Origin of the sequence: Bacteroides sp. AM32-11AC (assembly GCF_003603515.1) — a bacterium.
GTDB classification, from domain to species: Bacteria; Bacteroidota; Bacteroidia; order Bacteroidales; family Bacteroidaceae; genus Bacteroides; species Bacteroides uniformis.
Window position 1 is genome coordinate 19557 of the sequence record NZ_QTNH01000020.1, and the last position, 21388, is coordinate 40944.

Here is a 21388-nt window from a genome sequence, read left to right on the forward strand (position 1 = left end):
GAAGATAGATTCTTTCTATAAGACGATAGATAAATCCGATGGGGCAGAGGTGTGATTATTTCAAACTAAATTCGTAATTTTGTGTTGTTTATAAACAGTACGAACGACATTTATACGTAATTATATTAACTAATAAAAAAAGAGACTATGGCTAAAAGTGTTAAAGGAACTCAGACTGAGAAGAATCTGCTGACTTCATTCGCTGGTGAATCACAAGCAAGAATGCGTTACACTTATTTTGCAAGTGTAGCCAAGAAAGAAGGTTACGAACAAATCGCCGCTATTTTCACAGAAACGGCTGACCAGGAAAAGGAACACGCTAAACGTATGTTCAAGTGGCTGGAAGGCGGTATGGTGGAAATCACCGCTTCTTATCCTGCAGGTGTTATCGGCACTACCCTGGAAAATCTTCAGGAAGCTGCTGCCGGCGAACACGAAGAATGGTCATTGGATTATCCTAAGTTTGCTGATATTGCAGACGAAGAAGGTTTCCCCGAAATCGCTCTTATGTACCGTAACATCGCCATTGCCGAAAAGGGACACGAAGAACGTTATCGCGCTTTTATCCAGAATATAGAGACTGCCAGCGTATTTGCCAAGGAAGGCGAAGTGGTATGGCAGTGCCGCAACTGTGGTTTCATCTACACCGGTAAGGAAGCTCCTCAGGTATGCCCGGCTTGCTTGCATCCGCAGGCTTACTTCGAAGTAAAGAAGTCAAACTATTGATGATAATTTCCTCATAGAGAGAACAAAGTCCCGCAGAGCGAAAGCAAGCTCTGCGGGGCTTTTTGTTTGCTGTGACAGTCATATAGCTTGTAATTGCTGCACATTTGCTGCAGCGTCACTGCAAACAAATTGCAGTGCGACTGCAAAACTGTTGCAGTGCTGCTGCAAACCGGTATGCAGTGACGCTGCAAAAAGTATGCAGTCGTTTTGCAGTGGCTGTACAGTACGACAGCAAGCTGTGTATGGCGATGCTGCAGCGGGCAGAGAAGGATTAATAGCCGGTTGTTGGAGATGTAGGGGGATTAATGGTTGCTTGAAACACTATTGAAAGTGCTTCATAACTGTTGGCAGCATCGGTTATTTCAAGCAGTTTCTCCCAGTTGGCTACCGGTTCCGTCTTGTGGTTGATGCGTTTTTCGGCTTTTATTCTTAATGTTCCGTCTTCAGTGGTGGCTTGGACAATGAAAGCGCCGCAGTCGTTTTCTACTTTTACGTTCAGTCTTTCCAGGCCTTCGGGAGAAATTCGATAACCTTCCGGCAGATTGACTGTGATGTCCCATTGGTAACAACGGGGCATCTCCCAATAAATGTCCTCCTTGCGCAGGCGTTGTTCGCCTTTCAGCTCTGGCTGTGACCCTATCAACCGACCTACGGAGAGAACAAAGTTTGTACCCGCTTTCTTTACGTATCCGTCCAGTACATAGTCCACTTGATAGGCAAGTGCCGCACTGTCTGCCCGGTTTCCGATGCTGAAAAGCTGGTAGCCGAGGAGTGTTTCCAGTCCTTCTTCCGAGCCATGATAACCGATGATTTCATTACGGTAACGCTCTTTCTCCTGTTCCCGTTCACGGCGGTAACTTTCGCGCAGGTCGGCATGGAATTTTTCTTTGGTTTCGTCGTAGATGGTGGCTGTAATACCCAGTTGGCGACGAACGGAGTTGTAAAGGTCCTCGTCCATAATGAGGTAGGGTTGGAAGTGTTCTTTCAGTGCACCGCTCATCTCTTCCCGGCGGCTGATGTGGAGAGTGGTGCCGCTTATAGAAGCGTTTATGGTAGCCATATCCCGGTTGTCTTGGGGGGTGGTGGAGGGAAGGGTAAGGCATGTGTTGTCTTCCAGTATGGCTTCTTCGCCTTGCAGGCTGGCAGGCACTTCACCGGGAACAGCATAGCAGGCCGGTGGAGTATAGCATTTTCCGTTGGATTCCAGATAGATAAACCAAGTGGTATTGCTGTAGTTGATGAGCTGGTCCAGAGGCTCCCGAGTATCTTTGGTCGTGATTCCTGTCCGGTGGGGAATACCTGCTTTTTCCAGAAGTTCGTGCATCAGCAGGATGAAACTGGCGGGAGTATAGTCTGCACCGTTTTCCATATACCGGTAATAGCAGTATTGGTAGAGGTAGTCCATCAGTTTCTTATCGCTCCATCCTTCGGCTTGACGGGCTTTGAGGGCTTTGGATATTTCGCCTTTCCGTCCGCTGCGCAGACCGGACCAGTTGGTGCCGGGAGCCTTCATGGAGGCACGTGTGTCATCTGTCATCAGTTTTGGATTGGGGTTGGCATATAGTCCCGGCTTGCGGGCGCTGGGTGGCATCCAGGCATAGGGTGTCTTGCTGTTGTAGATGTACATCAGAATCATGGGCGTTTGCCGGGCACTGTTGTACCAGAAGTCGGGAATGACACGTCCGGAGTCTCCGGTATGCAAGTCGAGGATATGGTTTCCTTCGGTATCGGTGCTATGGTCGAAGTCCCTTGCTCCGTTCAGGCAACGGTAGAAAGTGCTCAGCTTCGGGTCTATCTCGCAATGGACGGAATAGGCAAGCAGAGGATAGCTGTCCATAAAGTAAAAACCGAAAGGTTCGGGATTCTGGTTGTTCAGTATGGTGTATCGTACGAAGAACAAGTCGATGATGTCTCCGATTTCCAGTCCGGGTACGGCCAGCTTGTTCCATTTCTCTTGGATGTTGCGGCTACGTGGGTGGCCGCCTTCATCGGTTTCCATGTACTCCTGCGGGTCTGTTTCCTGAATTGTTCCGTCCGGTTTGATGATGCGCACACCCAGTATACGCTGTTGTTCATTACGGGTGTAGCGTTCTTTTTCCTGGGAAAGGAAGCTGAACTGTGACATCTCTTCCAGTGCACTTTGGCTGTTGATGTATACCATTTGGCGGTAGATGCTGCGGCAGGTTATCTGTTGTTTGGTCAATCCCATTCCCCACCAGTCCAACTTGGTTTTCCGGGTTACCTCCAGACGGCTGTGTACGGCAAGGATAACGGCGGGTTCGTTTCTGTATTTCTCGGGTACAGTCATATTTTTAAAGTCGGGCAGGTTCAGCGACCATACTTCATTGCGCACTTCGCTTACGAGCGCAGCATATTTGTCTTCTTCCTTTTGGGCATTCAGTCCCGAAGTGGCAAGTAACATCAGCAGCAGTAGGAAAAAACGTGTTGTTTTCATGGTGATGGCGTTTTATGTTCAATTATTTGTTTAAAGGGTGCTTTGCCGGATTACTATCTGTTCGTTGCAGGCTTTTTTCCATTGTCGCAGGGCATCATTCCAAGCAGGGATAAGAGCAAGTGGAATACGTTTTCTGCGTATCTCCATCACTTTTCGGAAGTGGATATATCCTGCTCCGGCGCGGTAGGAGCAACTGAGGATGCCCTGATTCGTTTCAATGTGAAAGTCTGCAGGCAAATAAGACACGGCATATCCTTGTGGAATATCAATCGTTACCTCGCGTATAATACGGCATCTCCACGGCAGTAGGTAATCCTGCTTGCGGCGGGTGGTGTCAATGGGCTGGTGGAAGAAATCTTCGTGCGGGTCTGCTTCGAGGCAGTACTCTCCATCGGCCGATTGTACGGCAGCGGTATTGTTTATCTGATTGTTTAGCAGGTCTGTCTGCTTCTCCTTGGGGGTGTCATGGTAGAGACTGAGCAGGTATTCCTTGTATTCGCCCGTACTTACGCGGATGGCGGTGCCTTTCAGGGTAGGGGGATTGCTGTCCGTCATCAAGCGATAGTGATAATTGAGACTGTCCGTAGAGGTAGAGGCATCCTGCTGGGGAAGAGTCAGTATCAGGCAGCTGTCTCCGTTTTCTACCAGTGCTTTTCGGCCTTGTATACCTTGGGGGATGTCTTCGGGCGGTAGGTATCGGTAGGTGGCATCCAGGCAATATCTTTTCCCTTGATGGAAAAGAAGGCAGAAGGCATGGTTGATGGCAGCCAGTGTCGGCACTTCGTCGGGAGAACTGGCGATGTCGTCCGTACCGATATAGGCCATTCGGGCATCGAATCCTTGGGCTTTCAGCAATGTGCGCAGCAGGAGTGCCATTCCCTTGCAGTCGCCGTAACGCTTGCGCAGCACTTCGGCAGGCCGGTCGGGCCGATGTCCTGCCAATCCGTTTTCAAAGGCGATGTAGCGTATGTTCTGCTGTACGTAGGCATAGGTGCGGCGTATCTTCTCCAGTTCATCGGTGCATCCGGCAGTAATTTCATCCGTCAGCATTTCGGCTTGGGGGAGAGTGCAGTCCACCTCGGCCAGTCCGTTCAGCCAGCGGTACATGGCCTGTACATCGGCAAAGGGACCGGTTACCAGCAGATGGGGATAGAGGCAGTTGTCTGCAGGGGCGGCTTCTTCTTTTCGGGTGGCAGGCACTCCTTTTAAGGTGTAGACAAAAAGGGAATCCCCTTCCTTATTCACGCTCTTTTCACACCGGATGCCGGGACCGAAGTTCTTCTCCACCAGCCGGAAACGGGACAGTGCGGCAGGAATGGTGACGGTGATACGTTTCTTGCGGATGAAGTATTCCTCCGGAAAGTAGATGCGTGTAAAGTAGTGCAGGTCATGGAAGGTACGGCTGAACTGTACGGCCGCCTTTTTCCCCTGCCGGCTTAGGGAGAGGTTGAAGTAGCAGATGCGGGTATCGTCGAAGAATACATTTTCCGGTGTGGCATGGCGGTGGATAGCTTTGGGGGCAAGTACTCCCTTGGCTTTGGCTTCGTCCAGAGAGATGAATTCGCCATAGAACATATGAGGTTGTACGGTAGCTCCCATCCGCAAGGCTTCATATTCGGTCTTTCGGGTGTTTTGTACGATGGGGTTGTCTCCTGGTCCTTCTTTGAAAACATAGCTGTCTTCACAGCAGTTGATGATGATATTGTCGTCCATCGTCTGACTGTAGAGACAGCTTGAGAAAATATACAAAAAAATGAAAGAGAAATATTGTTTCCTCATGATGGAGAGGATTTATGTTTATTTCTTGGCGTGCGGATAGTCTATCGTGTAATGCAGTCCGCGGCTTTCCTTGCGTTCCATGGCTTGCTTTGTTATCAGGTATCCTACGTTTATCATGTTGCGCAGTTCGCACAGCTCTCGGGTAGCCTTGCTACGCTTGAAGAGTGCTTCTGTCTCCTCGTAAAGGATGTCCAGGCGGTTCCATGCACGTGTCAACCGGGTATTGCTGCGGACAATGCCTACGTATGCCTCCATAATCTGGTTCACTTCCTTCATGCTTTGTGTGATGAGGACACGTTCTTCGGTGGAGATGGTACCTTCGTCGTTCCATTCGGGAATGTCTTCGTTGAAGTCATAACGTTCCAGTACGCTCAGCGCGTGTTTGGCTGCCGCGTCGGCATAAACCACGGCTTCAATCAGTGAGTTGCTTGCCAGACGGTTGCCGCCATGCAGTCCGGTGCACGAACATTCGCCGATGGCGTACAGGCGGCGGATGCTGCTCTGTCCGTCCAAATCCACCTTGATGCCACCGCAGAGATAATGGGCGGCGGGGGCTACCGGTATGTATTCCTTTGTAATGTCTATACCGATGCTGAGGCATTTCTTGTATATGTTAGGGAAGTGCTTCTTGGTTTCTTCGGGGTCTTTGTGGGTGACGTCCAGATACACATGGTCCTCACCGCGCTGTTTCATTTCGTTGTCGATGGCACGCGCCACAATGTCACGCGGGGCCAGTGAGAGTCGCGGGTCGTACTTCTGCATGAATTCTTTTCCGTCTTTGGTACGCAGCACGCCGCCATAACCGCGCATGGCTTCGGTGATGAGGAACGAGGGGCGGTCTCCCGGATGGAAAAGGGCTGTGGGATGGAACTGGATGAATTCCATGTCTTTCACTGCTCCCTTGGCACGGTAGACCATGGCAATGCCGTCTCCCGTGGCCACCAGCGGGTTGGTGGTATGGCGGTAAACGGCTTCGCAACCGCCCGTTGCCATGATGGTGACTTTGGAAAGGAAGGTATCCACCTCGCCCGTCGCTTCGTTCAGCACATAGGCACCGTAGCACTTGATGCCGGGGGTGTGGCGGGTAACGATGATTCCCTGGTGATGCTGGGTAATGATTTCCACAGCGTAATGGTCGGTCAGTACGGTGATGTTGGGGTGTTGCTTCACAGCTTCAATGAGGCTGGTCTGTATCTCTGCACCCGTATTGTCCTTATGGTGGAGGATGCGGAATTCGGAGTGGCCGCCTTCTTTGTGCAGGTCAAACTCTCCGTCCTCCTTTTTGTCGAAGTTCACTCCCCATTTGATAAGCTCCTTGATTTGTTCGGGGGCATTGCGCACCACCTTCTCTACAGCTTCACGGTCGCTTATCCAGTCACCCGCAATCATGGTATCTTCGATATGCTTTTCAAAATTGTCTACGGCCAGATTGGTGACAGAGGCGATACCTCCTTGTGCAAAATAAGTGTTTGCCTCTTCCAAACCTGCCTTACAAATGAGGGCTACTGTTCCTTTATGCGCTACTTTCAGCGCAAAACTCATACCGGCAAGTCCGGAGCCGATAACGAGAAAATCGAACTTTCTTACCATAGGTTTTGTGTATTAAACGCCGCAAAGATAGTGTAAACCAAACGTAGAGCAAAATAAGCGGGCTTATTTTTATTTGTTATGTAAGGTATTGTTTCAATACTTCATCCAGGGATTTTTCTTTGGGTAATTCCATGTTCTTGCGCATGCGCGAACGGACTACGTTTACACTATTCCGGTTGATTCCCATGATAAGGGCTATTTCGTCGGTACTTTGGTTCATGCAGATGAGCATGGCCAGTAATTCTTCGTTGCGGGTCAGTTGAGGATAACTTTCGCGGAGCTTGGGCAGATAAGAAGGATGTATGGTGGCAAACGACCGGCGGAATGTGTTCTCATCTTCCCTGCTGAGCAGGCTTTGCACGGTGAGCTGGCGAATGGAGTTGAGGTTATTGGTAGCCATGGCCCGTTCTATTTCTTCCGTCAGTTGTTCGTTGCGGCGGTTCAGGTCTTGCTGCCGGGTAATGAGGGTCTGTATTTCCCGTTTGTTGTTTTCTATAAGCTGGTGGTTGGCCTTCCTTCGGATGATGAAATAGGCTGTAGTGGTGATAAGTAGCAACAGTAATGTAATGGAGATGCAGATGTTGTAGAACAACTGCTGTTGCTGCCATTGCACTTGTGCCGAGAGCAGTTTGTTTTCTTTCTCTTTTTGGTTGGCATCAAACCGGATGTTGGCTGCTGCCACAGCACGTTTCTTTTCGTTATTGTCCAGAGAATCGGCAAACTGTCGGTTACGGATGTAGCAACGAGCAAAATCGTCGTTCATGCCTTTGGCCAGATAGTAATCCATTAATATCTCGTTGGCATCGCGGCCTTCCATGAACTTCATGTTGATGAGGTCTTGTGCAGCCCGGTCTATCAGGTGTATGCCGTTTTGCTCCTTCCCGGTTTGCAGTAAGGCCCGGCCTAGGTGGAGGTTGAGTTGGTATTTGGCCCATTGGGGCATCCGCACGGTATCGGGACAGATGCTAAGGGCAAGTTGCAGTGCTTTTTCCAAAGAGTCGGGATAGTCCAGATAACTGTTTACCGTTTCTACTTTGTTTACGAATACGCCCTTAAAGCTGTTTTGTATCATTGACAACTTTTCTCCCAGCCTGAGGTAGTGGAATACAGAGTCCTTTTGATTCATGTTACGAAAGATCTGGGCACGGTAGCGGTACAAGTCTCCCAGTCCGAAGCTGTCTTTCAGCATGGAGTAGTATTGGGCTTTTTTGTTCATTTCCAGGGCCTGGTCGTACATACCCAGTTCGGCGTAGAGATTAGCTTGTTCTCCGTAGGCAATCACTACATTTCCAGGTGCTATGCTGTCGTTGTAAGTGGCTATGGCTTCTTGGTTAGTGGCTATAGCTTTCTCGTATTCGCCACTGAGGTGGTAATAGATGCCCAACCGTGACATTATCCGCAGCATGTTCGGGAAGTTTCCACCTTTCCGGTAGACATCTATTGCTTTTTCCAAAATTTGGATAGCTTTGGGTAGATTGTTTCCGGAGTACATGTAGACACCGCTTATGATTTCTGCCTGCCGGATAAAGTCATTGGCACTGGTACAGACCGGTAACTGGAGGTAGTCTTCTGCCAGTCGGACAGCTTCCGGGTTATTGCCATACAGTTGGTTCAGTCCGGCCTTGAAGCTCAGCAGTTCGTGCGGGCAATGTTCGCGGATGAGGGGATGGTTCCCAATGCTGTCCATATAGTCGATGCCGTCTTTGTATTGTTTGGTGTTTATGTAATTGTTCCCGCAGGCATTAAATATCTTGCGGGCATAGTAAATCAGGGTATCTGTAGTTCCGTTTTTTTCTGCCGATTCCAGGATTTCGGGCAAGGTCTGTTTGGCAAGATCCAACGTTTGTCGCGCTTTGTTTTCGAGTAGTAAGGCATTGATTTGTTGAAGGACATTGTTCCAATGCCTCATTTCGTCTTGTTCCGAAGAGGTGGAGCGGTTGGTGCAGGCTACAGCTACGAGAATCAGAAGTAAAAATGAAAGTTTTTTGGCATTCATATTTTGTGGACTGTTTGTTTTGTAAGGCAAAGATATAATTTCTTAATTTAAAATTTACAACAATGGACTTGTTTTTTGTTTCTTGTTAATTATTTGATAATAAATATAATATGAAATTGTATATCAGATTGTATATCGTATTCTTATGGTTAGGTTGTGCATATTTTGCAAATTTGTATCAAAACGATTGTAAATATGTATAATGGTGAAATAAGATACAATGAAAACAAAGAAAACAGTGACACCTTTTAATATGCAGGAGATTGCCAGAGCTTTGCGCGAAATGATTTCGGAAGATTCTCCCAATGCTTCGGAGGCTTTGTTGTCCGGAACTCGTGAGGCTGTATTCCGTGAAATCTTTATTTTTCATTATCCTTCTTTTTTAGAGAAACTTTATCAGTCTATTCCGGAGGTGGATAAGGATGAAGAACTGATATGTATGCTGGTAGCTCTTGGACAGTCTGTAAAGGAGATTGCAGAACTGATTTATTTTTCGCCGGAACGGGTAGAATTGTTATGTGCTTCGGTCTGCCGCAAGCTGAATGTGACGGAAGTTCGAAAAATGGAGATACTAATGAAGAAGTTGTTATCATAAAAATACGTACCTTAGCGGCAAAAATCAGATAAAATGAATCGAATCTTTCATGCGCGCATTGCTATGGGGCAGTATCTGTTTCTCATCCTGATAGGTATTCTCGCCGTCTATATGCTTTGGTACAAGTCTCCGTTCCTGGCTGCTATTTTCATGCTTTGGCTGGTGGTTATTATCGAGAAGCTGATTCATACCACCTATACCGTAACGCCCGACGGGAAGTTGGTGTTGTCCTTCGGCCGTTTCTCCCGGAGTAAGGAAATTCTGATGAAAGACATCACTTCTGTGGAGCGTGCTTCTTCCATGCAGGTAGGGCGGTTTGCGGTGATGCGCTATGTGCTCGTGAAATATGGCGAGGGCAAGTGTGCAGTGCTTCTTCCCGTCAAGGAGGAGGAGTTTATCCGGTTACTGGAGGAACGGAGAGGGTGAGCAATAGGGTGTGCCCACGTATGCGATTCCGTTTTAATCTGCCGTTATCGGTTCCATGGTAATGTCTCCTGTGTAGCTTTCCGGAGTTATTTGTATGAACTTTCCCTTTATCTGTTTTTCCGTTTTTGTATATTCACCTGCGAATGTCAGCGTATAGGTAGCTACAAGCTTGCTGTAGTGTAGTGTTCCTTTTATGATGAGCCGACAGTGAGGTTGTATGCTGATGGTGGAAGTACTGCTGTTTGGACCTTTGGCTTTTGTTGTTTCGCTGCCATATTTTATGGTTGCCCCACTTAACAATAGTTCATCTCCAAACATGTAAGGGGTATTGACGAACACATCTTCTTCCCCCATCCATACAAATGCTTCGGGGTCGTTGCTCTGAAAGGTGGTTTCCTGCCATGTGTCTTCGAAGGGGGAGTTTGTGGTGGTGATACTATTGTTTAAATTGTTTTCCATGATGAAGGGCAGGAGCTCTACATCATACGTACTGAATCCATCCCCTTCTTCAAAAGAGTATTGAATATCTTTGAACAGATATTTTTCAGCATCTTTAATTTCGTCTTTATCGTAACAGCCGGTCGTGCAGACAATCAGCATGGCGGACAATACGAGGTGGAATAGTTTCTGTTGTTTCATAGCCTTTACTTTTTGTGGGGATGTACATGCAAAGATAAGTTTATTTTTTGAAACTGTTCATAATAAGTACTTTATTTTCCTGATAATATAGTCTTTCCGTAGAGGCAGATTGTTTTTGAATCATAAATAAAGCTTAATTTTAGCTCTTCTGTTTGCAGTTTTTCGGATATGGCAGCGTCCATTATGTAAAAGAGAAACGAATATGAATTTGAATTGCGCCATTTTACATGCAGACCCGGAGATTGCCGGAAGGTTGGAAGAGTATATCGACAAGGTTCCTTTTCTCTCTTTGCACGGAAAGTACGGCAATCCTCTTGAAGCGCTGAAGGATTATTATGAGACAAAAGTGGAAGTTTATTTTATTGGCATCTATCCGGTGGAAGAAGGTGAAATCAACGGAATGGATTTTTGCAGGCTCTTGTCCTCGTCCACTCGTGTCATTTTCATTACAGACACCGACCGCTATGCTGCCGAATGTTTCCGTCTGGATGCGTTGGACTATCTGATGGACGGGCTCAATTTCTCCACGTTTTTCCAGTCTGTCAGCAAAGCGGCACGCTGGTTCTCTTTGCAGGATGCAGGTACGTCCGACTCCAAACACAGGCAAGGTCCGGAAGAGGTTCCGAAGGTGATTTACATGCGGTGTGACAACCGCATCATGCGGCTCGACCTGGAACGGATAAACTATATAGAAGGTATGGGCGATTATGTGAAGATTTTCTGTAAAGATTCCCCTAAGCCTATCTTGAGCCTATGCAGTATGAAGTACATGGAGGAAAAACTTCCGGCGAACGAATTTATCCGCGTGCACCGTTCTTTTATTGTCCGCATGGACTGCATCAGCGCCATCGGGCGCAGCACATTGCTCATCGAGCAGAAGGATGTCCCCATTGGCGATGCTTACCGCGAAAGGGTGAAAGGGTATGTGTCCAGGCTGGCAATGTTGTAATACCCTGTTTTCAGATACTATATACTTTGTTTGTTGGATCTATAGTTCCAGCGTGCTGCATCTATATATGCAACGCGTTGCATATATAGATCCAACAAATGATAATCATTCGGTGTAAAATCCGTGTAATCTGTGGTGAACCGGAACCTTGTATTACTTTAGTTTTGCTCTCGAAATCCTTTCCCCGAACGTCAAGTTCAGATTCAGGCTGAATCGGCTTTCCTGCATCAGATTGCTGCGTGTGTTCAGTTGTTTCCGCCAGGTGGCGCCCAGCGAAAGATAGGAGTACCGGATGGGGAAACTCGCCCCTACACTGGCTTCCAGATACTGCATCTTCCCGCCTTTCAGGTTGATATAGGAGTTGCCGAAACCTATTCCACCCATCAGCTCGGTGGAACGTGCCAGACGTGGCTTGGTAATGTAGCTGCCTCCCAGGTTCACTTTGTGCTGGTTCTCGTATTTCATGGAAGTGTAGGAGGAGGAGTTGCGGCTCCAGTCCAGGTAGTTGTAGTCGGCGGTCAGCACCCAGCGTTCGGTGGTTATGCTGAGGCCGGTGCCGAGGTGCATGGGCAGATATTGTGTACGGCTGTGGTATCCTTTATCGAGGTTCTCGCTGGTAGATGAGTTGCTGTAAGTCAGTGTATTGTCGTGGCTGATGGGAAGGGAGGAAGCAAATACCAGCCCTGCCGCCCACTTCCGTTGTCCGGTCGCACCCCATTCGTAATGTATGCCGAAGTCCGCATAAAAGGCCTGTTTAGAAGATTCGTACTTTACGACGGCGCTTTCCTGCGTTTCGCTTTGCGTCACTGTGCCCGCTATCATCCCCAGGTTGATGCCGACCGACAGTTGCCTGCTCAGTGCAAAGGCATTGGTGACGTAGCACCGGTATAGTCCGCCCGTACCCTCAAAGAGCGAGTAGGTGTAGTTGCCGGGCATTCCCTCTATCTCTTCTTCGGTCTGGATGACATAGCCCACACTGCTGTATGGTGCTGCACCTACAAGGGCATACCAGCGCGGCAGGACACGGAAGCTCATGCTGATGCGGTTGGGGTTGCCGGTGAAGTTGGAGCTGTGTTCGCTCAGAAAGGAGTAGCGGGCATATGAGGCAGATACACCCACATCGAACGTGAAGCAGGCGGTGTCCATGCGGGTGATGGCTGCGGGGTTCAGCGTGTTCAGAAATCCGGTACGGTTCAGGGCGATGCCCGTGTTGCCCATGCCGGCATAACGTCCGCCGTCACCGGCACTCAGTTCGCCCACTCCGTACATGGAGGTGGGCAGGTTGGTGGTGTTCTGGGCCACGGCGGTGAGGCTTGCCGTACACAGACTGCACAGCAGAAGGGGAATCCGGTAATGGCGTTTCATTGCTCGTTGTATATTTTGAATCTTACGTCTAATCTGCATTGTCTCTCTTGTTCGGGGTCGTTGGTGAAGATGACCTGGTTGAAGGTGGTGGTGCTTTCTTCGTCTGTCAGACTCATCAGCAGTTTCTGCCGCTTGATGCCCGAAGTGCCGTAGTTGTTGCGGATGAATTCGGTGAGGTCGAAGGAGTAGTAGGTCTCTTTCCCGTACATCTCGTCGATGGTCAGGTCGCCGGTCTGTACGGTTACGCCGTCACTGCCGTATACGTAGTCCTCCAGCACATTGTTCTCGTCCGTGATATAAAGGCGGATGTCATTGGGAAGCTGGCTCACTTCGTTGTAGCTCCGGGCCAGAGGATAGAGGTAGAGTGTGGCGCTCTCTATGGAGACTATCTGTCCGGCACTTCCGAGGCTGTTGAGGTAGGGGAATTCCAGTTGGTTGTAGTAACCCGTCAATCCCTGCATATAGGCCAGGCAACCCATGTCGCTGGAGTGGACGAGGTTCTCTATTCCGCTTTTCAGGGAAGCAAGGTGGGTGCCGGTGGGGTCGTGCCGGATACCGGTATAGGCATAGTCGGTGTTTATGTTGAAAGTCAGCACTTGTCCGGTCCGCTGGTTGGAGACTTCCTGATAGTGGAGGTTGATGCTCATGGCAGAGTCGTTCACCATGAATCCGGTGATACACTGCCCGTCGTTTTCGGGAACAAAGGCCAGTCCGGGGAATTTCTTCTTGAACTTGTCTTGGGTATCGAAGTAGTCGTCCTGCGCCACGAGGTCATTCAGCAGTTGTTGTCCCCATGAGTCGGGCAGGCGGACGCTTACTTCCTTCTTCCGCCCCGGGCAGGGGGTGAAGGTAAAGCTGAAGAGCGGGGTATCTTCCGTCGGGAGTACGGTGCTGTTGTAAAGGTCCTCGTCGTTGTCCAGCACGATAGGGTTTTTCAGCCGGTAGATGGAGATGCGCTGTTGCGTCAGGGTATCTCCCCAGAAATGGCCCGAAGGTATCATTCGCAGTACGAGGGAGTCGAGGGTATAGGTATAGTCTGTGTTGGGGGTGAAGTCGGACGTGGAGTATTCGGCATAGTAGGTGGCGGATACTTCTCCCCAGGCGCTGCTCCGGTAATGTCCCAGCTGGCAGATGCTGTCGCCCCGGGTCTCTATGGAGTCCAGCAGGATGGTGCTGATGTCTACCGAGCAGGTGTCTGCGTATACATTATAGAAGGAGCTTTCCACGAGGCTCTTTCCAAGCTGCGAGTTCTCGTCCTGGCAGGCGCAGAAGATAGCGAGGACTGCGAATAAGCTGTACAATGACTTCTTCATTTCTGTTCTTTTAGTTGGCGGCAAAGGAAAGGCAAAACTTTTATATCTTCCTACAAAAATCGGCGTTTGGACGGTTTTTATCGGTAAAGGCGTTTAACGGGAATTTCGGACTGTTCGTCGGTTATTTTTGTCGGTGTGGTTGCGGTGGTTTACTTTTGCGGACAGACAAAAAGGACCTCCCGCAGCTTCTTGTTTTGGAAAGTGGGAAGTATAAAGCTTAATCATTAAAAAAACAATAAACAATGAACAGACTATTGGTAGGAATAATGTTGCTGGCCATCGTGTGCATTGCCGGCAGTTGTACGGACGAGGATGAATACACTCAGGGGCAGTGGATGAAGAAAGCCAGCTATAACGGTGTGTACCGCGCTTATGCCTCCGGCTTCACCATCGGCAATTATGGATATTTGTGTGGCGGCTTCTACGGAGCGAACAAGGATTACCTGAACGACCTTTGGGAGTATGACATGAGCCGGAACAGCTGGACGCAGTGTGCCGACATGCCCGTTGCCGGGCGCAAGGCTGCCGTGGGCTTTGCCGTGAATGGCAAGGGATACATTACGACCGGTTCCGTAAAGGACGGCTCCTCGTCCTACTGTGTAGCAGATACCTGGGAGTATGACCCTGCCACGGATACCTGGACACGGAAAGACGACTTCAAAGGTGGAGTACGCGATGGTGCCCTGGCTTTCAGTATAGGCGGATATGGCTATGTCGGTACGGGCTGCAACAGCGACGCTACCGGCAGCGAGAGTGCCTACAAGATGGACTTCTACCGTTTCAACCCCAATGGCGCCGAAGGTTCGCAATGGGAAGCGGTGAGCGGGTATGGAGGCGAGAAGCGCTACTTCGGTACGGCATTCGTCATCGATGAGGTGGCCTACATCTGTTGCGGGCGAAACAACAGTACCGATCTGGTGGATTTCTGGAAGTTCGACGGAAGCAACTGGACCCAGTTGCGTGACATTGCCGATACGGACTCCGACAATGACTATGACGATGACTACGCCATCACACGGTCCGAAGCCGTATCCTTCGTCATCGGTGGAAGGGGATTTGTGGCTACGGGAATACGTAACAGCACTTCCTTGAGCAGCGACTACTGGCTGTACGACCCTGACAAGGACTTATGGTACGGCGATTCCGATGACGACTTTACCCCCATTACAGATGTACATAATTATCCTTCCGGTGCTTCTTCGCGCAGGGCTGCCGTTGGTTTCTCTACCGGCGAACGTGGTTTTGTGCTGACAGGAACAAGTGGTACCAGCTACTTTGATGATGTGTACGAACTTCTACCCGATGAGGAAGAGGAAGTCTGATTCGCCCCATAATTGAACGGAACTTATGAAGCTGATGTTTATTATGATAAAGATAGGTGTACCGGCTGTGATGGCGGTATGCCTTTCTTGCTGTTCGGGTCATACTGCCGGCGGTGGCAATGAGTTGAAATGCCGGGTGATGGAGGTGGAAGGCGGTTACGGCTACGTGGTGCTGCATGGAGCCGATACCCTGATATATCAACCTTTTATACCTGCTTTGAGCGGTCGCCTGCCATTTGCAACAAAGGTGGAAGCGCTGGCGGCCGGTCGGCTGGTATGCCGTAAGCTTGCCGATGGGCAAGCTCCGGCATTGAGCAGGGAGGAGGTGGAGTCTTGTCTGACAGACACTGGACTCTAATCTTCTAAAGAATCCTTTACTTCGTGATGTATTTCCGAGCAGTCATAAGGGTATCTCTGCATGAATTTACCCTTGAGTACCTTCTTTGTATCGCTATCGGGACGTGAAAGGGTGGCGGTGAATGTCACTTGAAGCCGTTTGTAGTAGATGGTTGAAGTGTATATGTTCCATTTCATGCCCACTATGTCTACTTCAAAATGTTTATATCTCAGTTCGTCTTCTTTGTAATACTTGCCTTGGTTGATGAAGAATAACAGTTGTTGTCCCATGATTATTTTTCCGTCTTCTATGTGGTTGGGCAGATAGATGCTACGTTTCTCCGGGTCTATGCTTTTGAAGGTTTCATCAGAGTGCCCATCGGGTATGAATGCGTATTCTGTCCATTTATTGATGAATGGATAGTAGTCATGCTTGTCGGTTGTGTTTCCCAGATTTTCATTTTTATAGGTACTCTTATCAGGTCCTGTTCCGGCTTCTTTCACTCCGTCACCTTCTTCCACGCTGTATTCGATGGACTCTATCTGATAGAAGTTAGTGCACGGTTCTTGGTGTATGATGATTTGTTCCTTGTAGAGTCCCGTTTTCATCTCAAGGTTGATGATGAGGCTACGGGATTCACCTAAGTCAAAGTTGTCTTTAAAGTGCAGGATGAGATGGCTGTCGGTGTCCCGTTCCAAGTCCCACCATTTATAATGCAGGCTTCCCGTACCTTCCAGTTGTGGGAGCTTGTTGCCATCCATCATGAGGTCTCCCCATGGGGTGGTGATGGAGGTTATGCGCCAGTCGCCGCGTGTTAGGTCTATCTGCAGGGTAGAGGCTTCGCCCTTCACGGTAGTTTCCTGAAAGGGCGAGAGGCGGATTTCATCGCTATCATTGCAAGCCGTCAGGCCGCAAAGGAAAAGAGCGAACAAAAGGATGGATTGGAATAAGTCAGTCGTTTTCATGTTGGTTATTATTTGATTATGTCCATTGGACGTGGCATTCTTTGTAAATGCTGCACGACAAAGATAATTATTTCCTCTTTACGCTGTATTCTCCGAAAGAAAGAAGTGTTCTTTTTTGTCGGATAATACGGGTTTTATTAACTTGCGCACAAATTATCGCTAATCATTAACCACTAACCATTAATTCCATGAAATACCAAGTTGCCATTATCGGTGGAGGTCCTGCGGGATATACTGCTGCCGAAGCTGCCGGAAAAGTAGGATTGAGTGTCGTACTATTTGAGAAGCAGAGTCTCGGTGGAGTGTGCCTGAATGAAGGGTGTATCCCTACCAAGACCTTGTTGTATTCGGCCAAGACCTATGACGGAGCCCGCCATGCTGCAAAGTATGCGGTCAGTGTGCCCGAAGTATCGTTCGATTTGCCCAAGATTATTGCTCGCAAGCAGAAGGTAGTGCGCAAGCTGGTATTGGGAGTCAAAGGAAAGCTGACTGCCCATGGTGTGACGATTGTCAGCGGAGGGGCCACAGTGACGGACAAGAATCATGTGGAGTGCGGCGGAGAAACCTACGAATGCGATAACCTGCTGCTCTGCACCGGTTCCGAAACCTTTGTCCCTGCCATTCCCGGCATAGACAAAGTGTCCTATTGGACTCATCGTGATGCACTGGATAACAAGGAACTGCCCGCTTCGCTTGCCATCATCGGCGGCGGTGTCATCGGTATGGAGTTCGCTTCTTTCTTCAACAGCCTGGGAGTGCAGGTAACCGTCGTCGAGATGTTGGACGAGATACTGGGAGGCGGTATGGACCGAGAGCTGGCGGGTATGCTCCGTGCAGAGTACGCCAAGCGGGGAATCAAGTTCATGCTGAGTGCAAAAGTAGTGTCTGTCATGCCGGATACTGCCGAAGCTTCTTCCCTTATCCAGGTGAATTATGAAACAGCCGACGGTCCCGGTTCCGTCGTTGCCGAACGGCTTCTGATGAGTGTCGGGCGCCGTCCGGTAATGAAAGGCTTCGGATTGGAGAATCTGGGCTTGGAAAGAACGGAGCGCGGAAATGTCTTTGTCAACGGACAGATGCAGACTTCAGTTCCCGGAGTATATGCTTGCGGCGACTTGACGGGATATTCCTTGCTGGCGCATACAGCCGTCCGCGAGGCGGAAGTAGCCATACATTCCATCATTGGCAAGAAGGATGCCATGAGCTACCGTGCCATCCCCGGCGTGGTATATACTAATCCCGAAATAGCCGGTGTGGGCGAGACAGAAGAATCCCTGCAGAAGAGAGGCGTTGCCTATCGTGCTGTGAAGCTTCCGATGGCGTACAGTGGTCGCTTTGTAGCAGAGAATGAAGGAGTGAATGGCGTCTGCAAGTTACTGTTGGGCAGTGACGATACCGTATTGGGGGCACATGTCTTGGGTAATCCCGCTTCGGAAATCATCACGCTGGCAGGCATGGCTATTGAACTGAAACTTACTGCCGATGAATGGAAGAAGATTGTCTTTCCGCACCCCACGGTGGGAGAGATATTCAAGGAGGCATTGTAGAACCCATGACTATTGTTTCATATAAACATAAAAGATGAAAACCGTAAAGCTAATCACCTGCGACGATGCCTTTCAGGCACATGTTATTCAGGGTGCCTTGAAGAATGAGGGCATTGCGTCTGTTTTGCATAATGAAAACATGTCTTCCGTGATGCGCGGATATGTCCGTGATGTCACGGGAGTGGATATATTTGTCTATGAGGACGAATATGACAATGCCCTCCGTCTGCTTGAACGGAACCAGATGATTCCGGAACAGTTGAGGTACTGCCCCCATTGCGGTTCGGATGAGATTAAGTTTGTGCTGAAGAAGAGCCATCGGGTGCGTGCTGTGGTGGCTGCTGTTATTGCGGCATTGTCGGCCGCACCTCCGGGCACTGAGCATTGGGAGTATGTATGCAGGAAGTGCGGCACTCATTTTGAGAAGCCGGTGGCGAAAGGAACAGTTGAAGAATAATCAGGTGTTTATTCTTTTAACCGCTTTTCAATCCAGTCCCGGTTTTTACGTCCCAATCGGCTTTCCGCAAAATCCAGGAAAGCCGATGTGTCTGTTATATGGGCTTGGATGACACCTGCCAGAAAGTTGAAGAAAGGTTCTTCACCCACTCGGACAAGCAGGTCGGCGAGTAGTACTGACCCTTTCCTATAGAGGGCAAGATGCGCTTCGCGGTCGTTGCGGTCAATACCCCAGATAGGACGGATATGGCGTGTTTCCTTACGGTAGGCGTCGATGTAAGCGGCATAGGCTTTTTCGCCGCGGGCGTGGCGTATGTATTGCAAAGCACTGAATTCGGCAAAAGATTCGTTCAGCCAGTCGTGCCAAGATTCCACCGGAGCCTTGTTCCACCAGAAGTGGCCGATTTCGTGGGCGGTGTTCTTGAGTACATATTCATTGAATGTTCGGGAACTGAGCATAATGAAATTTTTACGGCTGTACCCTCCTGAGGTGCCGGAAGCTGAAAGCAGGAATTTCATGTAAATATCCTCATCTCCCGCAATTTTATAAAGGCGTCGGAAGAATTTCAAGGCATTGTGGCAACATTGAAGTGCCGAGTCTGCACCGGCATCCGGGAAGTCTGTATAGATAAGTTCAATGGTAGTTCCGTTATCATTGATGCGGCGGCTTTTCAGCATGGGTGAAGCCAGGATAACATTGTCGAAATTCTCCCAAGGTTGTTCCATTTCCCACATCCCTTCTTCTGTATGGGAAATAATACCTGAGCCGCTCACCGTATAACCGTCAGTGATGCCGATTCGTAAGTGCGAATAATCTGCCCGGTTACCGTTGCAGACAGGATACCATCCCGTATAGTAACCAAGTTCAATCCAATGGTCATTGAATGATTTTGCAGGGCCCTGCACTTCCTGCATGTAGAGTGTGTAACGGGTATTTATGCGGCAGCGGTCATCGGCTCCTGCCGGCCGGTAGAGGGTCAAGGTCCGTCCGTCGGGAATGAATTGGGCAGGTGCCGGGGCAAGCGTATCGAAACGGTAGGTTATCTCCCGGCTGCTGTGGCGTAGTGTGTCGATACGGGCATGGCGCCATAGTACCAACGAGATTGAGTCACTGTCCTGGAAATCGACTTCAAACGAACCGCCAACTTCGACTTGTCGGTTCGGTACATCAATCTGTACGGTTAAGTCATAACTGACAATGCGCGGAGATTCTTGTGCCCGAAGCATGGGGGAGAAAAGGAGGCATATTGTAAAGCTGGCAATTGTAAGTTGTAGTTTCATGGTACATCAATTTTAGAGTGATAGTAACTGGGAGATTTTGCCTATGCAATCTATGCAAAAGTAGTATTTTTAAAGGAATATTAAGATGGATGGCTGGATATAATTTATGAAAAGACTACCTGGTTATTGTTCATTTGTAAGATTGTCGTACTTTTGCCTTTAAAGATAAATATATTTATGAAAAGGATATTGTTGCTGTTAATTTTATCCGTCTGCCTGCTCCCATTGTGGTCCCAAGAGACGGTAACTCCGGTGAAGCCGCTCTCTGCGCGGATTGATGCGTTGATAGAACACAAACTTCCCGCAGGCTCTAATGTGGCCATTTCGGTCTATGACCTGACTGCCGGCAAGCCCTTGTACGGCTATCAGGCGGACAAGCTTTCCCGTCCCGCTTCCACTATGAAGCTGCTGACCACCATTACCGCCCTTTCCCGTCCCGAAGCCGACGAGCCGTTCCGTACGGAAGTGTGGTATCAGGGAACCATTGAGCGCGATACCTTGCAGGGGAATATGTATGTGATAGGCGGTTACGACCCGGAGTTTGATGAAGAGGCATTGGATTCCCTGGTGGCTGCCGTGGCCCGTTTCCCCTTCTCTGTCATCAAAGGCAAGGTGTATGGAGATGTCTCCATGAAAGACTCCTTGTACTGGGGCAGCGGCTGGTTGTGGGATGATACTCCCTATTCCTTCCAGCCCTACCTCTCACCGCTGATGCTGAATAAAGGAGTGGTGAAGGTTACCGCCACACCCGGCGAACGGGGCGACAGCGCACGCCTTGAATGCACTCCCGCCTCTTCCTATTATACACTGACGAACAAGACCCAAAGCCGTACCCCTTCTGCCGGACGTTTCCGTGTGTCGCGCGACTGGCTGGTGAACGGGAACAACATCACCGTGACGGGCAACGTCGATGCCCGCCGTGCAGGTACGGTCAATATATTTTCTTCGCAGGACTTCTTCATGCATACCTTTATGGAACGGTTGCAGGCACGAGGCATCCGGTGCATTCCGGCGGTAGATGCGGAAGTCTCTTACCTCTTCGGCGAGTTCAGGCAAGACAGCCTCTCCGTACGGATGGCTTCCTACGAAACTTCCGTGCAGGATGTGGTGAAACAGATAATGAAGGAGAGCGATAATCTCAATGCCGAAGCCATGCTCTGCCGGTTGGGTGTGCAGAGCAGCGGAAAGAAGCGTGTCTCTGCCGAGGACGGGCTTTCTGCCATCCGCATGCTGATAAAAGAGATGGGATATAACCCCGATAGGTATAATCTGGCAGATGGTTGCGGTCTTTCCAATTACAACTACATTTCACCGGAACTCTTGGTTTCTTTCCTGCGATATGCCTACTCGCGTACGGATGTTTTCCAGAAACTTTATAAGGCTTTGCCCATTGGCGGCGTGGACGGTACACTGGAGTTCCGCATGAAGAAAGGCACCCTTTCCCACAGAAATGTACATGCCAAGACGGGTTCCTTTACCGCCATCAACTGCCTGGCCGGCTACCTTAAAGCCCGCAACGGACACGAGATAGCCTTTGCCATCATGAACCAGAATGCACTGTCGGGCAGGGAAGCACGCGCTTTCCAGGATGCGGTGTGTGATGAAGTGATACGTTGAGGTTTAGCCATCGTAAAGTTGACCTTTAGC

Annotated in this window: 19 protein-coding genes; 10 read left to right on the forward strand and 9 right to left on the reverse strand. The window is 49.4% G+C overall.

The genetic code is table 11. The features are described 5' to 3' along the window. Positions 1-147: 147 nt before the first annotated feature. Positions 148-726, forward strand: a complete 579-nt coding sequence (rbr, locus tag DW800_RS18110; protein WP_005825226.1) for a rubrerythrin — start codon at positions 148-150, stop codon at positions 724-726. 134 nt (positions 727-860) lie between these two features. After that, positions 861-1001, forward strand: coding sequence for a hypothetical protein (locus DW800_RS19745; RefSeq protein ID WP_155517507.1), 141 nt, complete (start codon positions 861-863; stop codon positions 999-1001). Here DW800_RS19745 and DW800_RS18120 read toward each other — a convergent pair. The 4 genes from DW800_RS18120 to DW800_RS18135 form a co-directional block, all read right to left on the reverse strand. After that, positions 998-3181 (reverse strand): DUF3857 domain-containing protein, encoded by a 2184-nt coding sequence (locus tag DW800_RS18120; RefSeq protein WP_005833973.1) that lies wholly within the window; start codon positions 3179-3181, stop codon positions 998-1000. The genes DW800_RS19745 and DW800_RS18120 overlap by 4 nt on opposite strands. Positions 3182-3211: 30 nt before the next feature. Beyond that, a complete protein-coding gene (locus tag DW800_RS18125; RefSeq protein ID WP_117688945.1) occupies positions 3212-4960 on the reverse strand; it encodes a transglutaminase domain-containing protein in 1749 nt (582 codons plus the stop codon). A gap of 18 nt (positions 4961-4978) precedes the next feature. Beyond that, positions 4979-6550, reverse strand: coding sequence for an L-aspartate oxidase (nadB, locus tag DW800_RS18130; protein WP_005825234.1), 1572 nt, complete (start codon positions 6548-6550; stop codon positions 4979-4981). Positions 6551-6626: 76 nt separating this feature from the next. Continuing rightward, on the reverse strand, positions 6627-8546 hold the full coding sequence (locus DW800_RS18135; RefSeq protein ID WP_005825236.1) for a tetratricopeptide repeat protein: 1920 nt from the start codon (positions 8544-8546) through the stop codon (positions 6627-6629). A 220-nt stretch (positions 8547-8766) separates the two neighbouring features. Here DW800_RS18135 and DW800_RS18140 point away from each other — a divergent pair, with 220 nt between their 5' ends. Both DW800_RS18140 and DW800_RS18145 read left to right on the forward strand, forming a co-directional pair. Continuing rightward, positions 8767-9141: a helix-turn-helix transcriptional regulator gene (locus DW800_RS18140; protein WP_009037523.1), complete on the forward strand. Its 375-nt coding sequence runs from the start codon at positions 8767-8769 to the stop codon at positions 9139-9141. Positions 9142-9174: 33 nt separating this feature from the next. Continuing rightward, on the forward strand, positions 9175-9567 hold the full coding sequence (locus tag DW800_RS18145; RefSeq protein WP_005833977.1) for a PH domain-containing protein: 393 nt from the start codon (positions 9175-9177) through the stop codon (positions 9565-9567). A gap of 33 nt (positions 9568-9600) precedes the next feature. Here the strand turns inward: DW800_RS18145 and DW800_RS18150 are convergent, their stop codons facing one another. Beyond that, a complete protein-coding gene (locus tag DW800_RS18150; protein WP_057256731.1) occupies positions 9601-10206 on the reverse strand; it encodes a hypothetical protein in 606 nt (201 codons plus the stop codon). Positions 10207-10408: 202 nt separating this feature from the next. Between DW800_RS18150 and DW800_RS18155 the strand changes: the two genes are divergently transcribed. Beyond that, positions 10409-11155 (forward strand): LytR/AlgR family response regulator transcription factor, encoded by a 747-nt coding sequence (locus tag DW800_RS18155; RefSeq protein WP_057256730.1) that lies wholly within the window; start codon positions 10409-10411, stop codon positions 11153-11155. A gap of 153 nt (positions 11156-11308) precedes the next feature. Here DW800_RS18155 and DW800_RS18160 read toward each other — a convergent pair whose 3' ends face one another. Together DW800_RS18160 and DW800_RS18165 are read right to left on the reverse strand one after the other, a co-directional pair. Then, a complete protein-coding gene (locus DW800_RS18160; RefSeq protein WP_117704089.1) occupies positions 11309-12520 on the reverse strand; it encodes a hypothetical protein in 1212 nt (403 codons plus the stop codon). Continuing rightward, positions 12517-13833 carry a DUF4270 family protein gene (locus tag DW800_RS18165; protein ID WP_057281504.1) on the reverse strand — a complete coding sequence of 439 codons (1317 nt, stop codon included), beginning with the start codon at positions 13831-13833 and terminating at the stop codon, positions 12517-12519. The genes DW800_RS18160 and DW800_RS18165 overlap by 4 nt, the downstream gene beginning before the upstream one ends. Before the next feature lie 242 nt (positions 13834-14075). Between DW800_RS18165 and DW800_RS18170 the strand changes: the two genes are divergently transcribed. Then, entirely contained in the window at positions 14076-15155 is a 1080-nt protein-coding gene (locus DW800_RS18170) for a Kelch repeat-containing protein (RefSeq protein ID WP_005825248.1), read from the forward strand. 25 nt (positions 15156-15180) lie between these two features. Beyond that, positions 15181-15513: a DUF4907 domain-containing protein gene (locus tag DW800_RS18175; RefSeq protein ID WP_005825250.1), complete on the forward strand. Its 333-nt coding sequence runs from the start codon at positions 15181-15183 to the stop codon at positions 15511-15513. Here DW800_RS18175 and DW800_RS18180 read toward each other — a convergent pair. Continuing rightward, entirely contained in the window at positions 15510-16457 is a 948-nt protein-coding gene (locus DW800_RS18180; protein WP_005833982.1) for a hypothetical protein, read from the reverse strand. The two genes, DW800_RS18175 and DW800_RS18180, sit on opposite strands and share 4 nt — an antisense overlap. Positions 16458-16645: 188 nt before the next feature. On the opposite strand from DW800_RS18180, the gene lpdA reads away from it, so the two are divergent. Both lpdA and DW800_RS18190 read left to right on the forward strand, forming a co-directional pair. Beyond that, on the forward strand, positions 16646-18004 hold the full coding sequence (gene lpdA, locus DW800_RS18185) for a dihydrolipoyl dehydrogenase (protein ID WP_119958248.1): 1359 nt from the start codon (positions 16646-16648) through the stop codon (positions 18002-18004). 34 nt (positions 18005-18038) lie between these two features. Continuing rightward, positions 18039-18461 (forward strand): DUF2007 domain-containing protein, encoded by a 423-nt coding sequence (locus DW800_RS18190; RefSeq protein ID WP_005825260.1) that lies wholly within the window; start codon positions 18039-18041, stop codon positions 18459-18461. A gap of 8 nt (positions 18462-18469) precedes the next feature. On the opposite strand, the gene DW800_RS18195 is transcribed toward DW800_RS18190, so the two are convergent. Next, positions 18470-19741, reverse strand: a complete 1272-nt coding sequence (locus DW800_RS18195; protein WP_061412803.1) for a M1 family aminopeptidase — start codon at positions 19739-19741, stop codon at positions 18470-18472. Positions 19742-19918: 177 nt separating this feature from the next. Here DW800_RS18195 and dacB point away from each other — a divergent pair, with 177 nt between their 5' ends. Beyond that, on the forward strand, positions 19919-21358 hold the full coding sequence (gene dacB, locus DW800_RS18200) for a D-alanyl-D-alanine carboxypeptidase/D-alanyl-D-alanine-endopeptidase (protein ID WP_117866685.1): 1440 nt from the start codon (positions 19919-19921) through the stop codon (positions 21356-21358). Positions 21359-21388 lie beyond the last annotated feature (30 nt).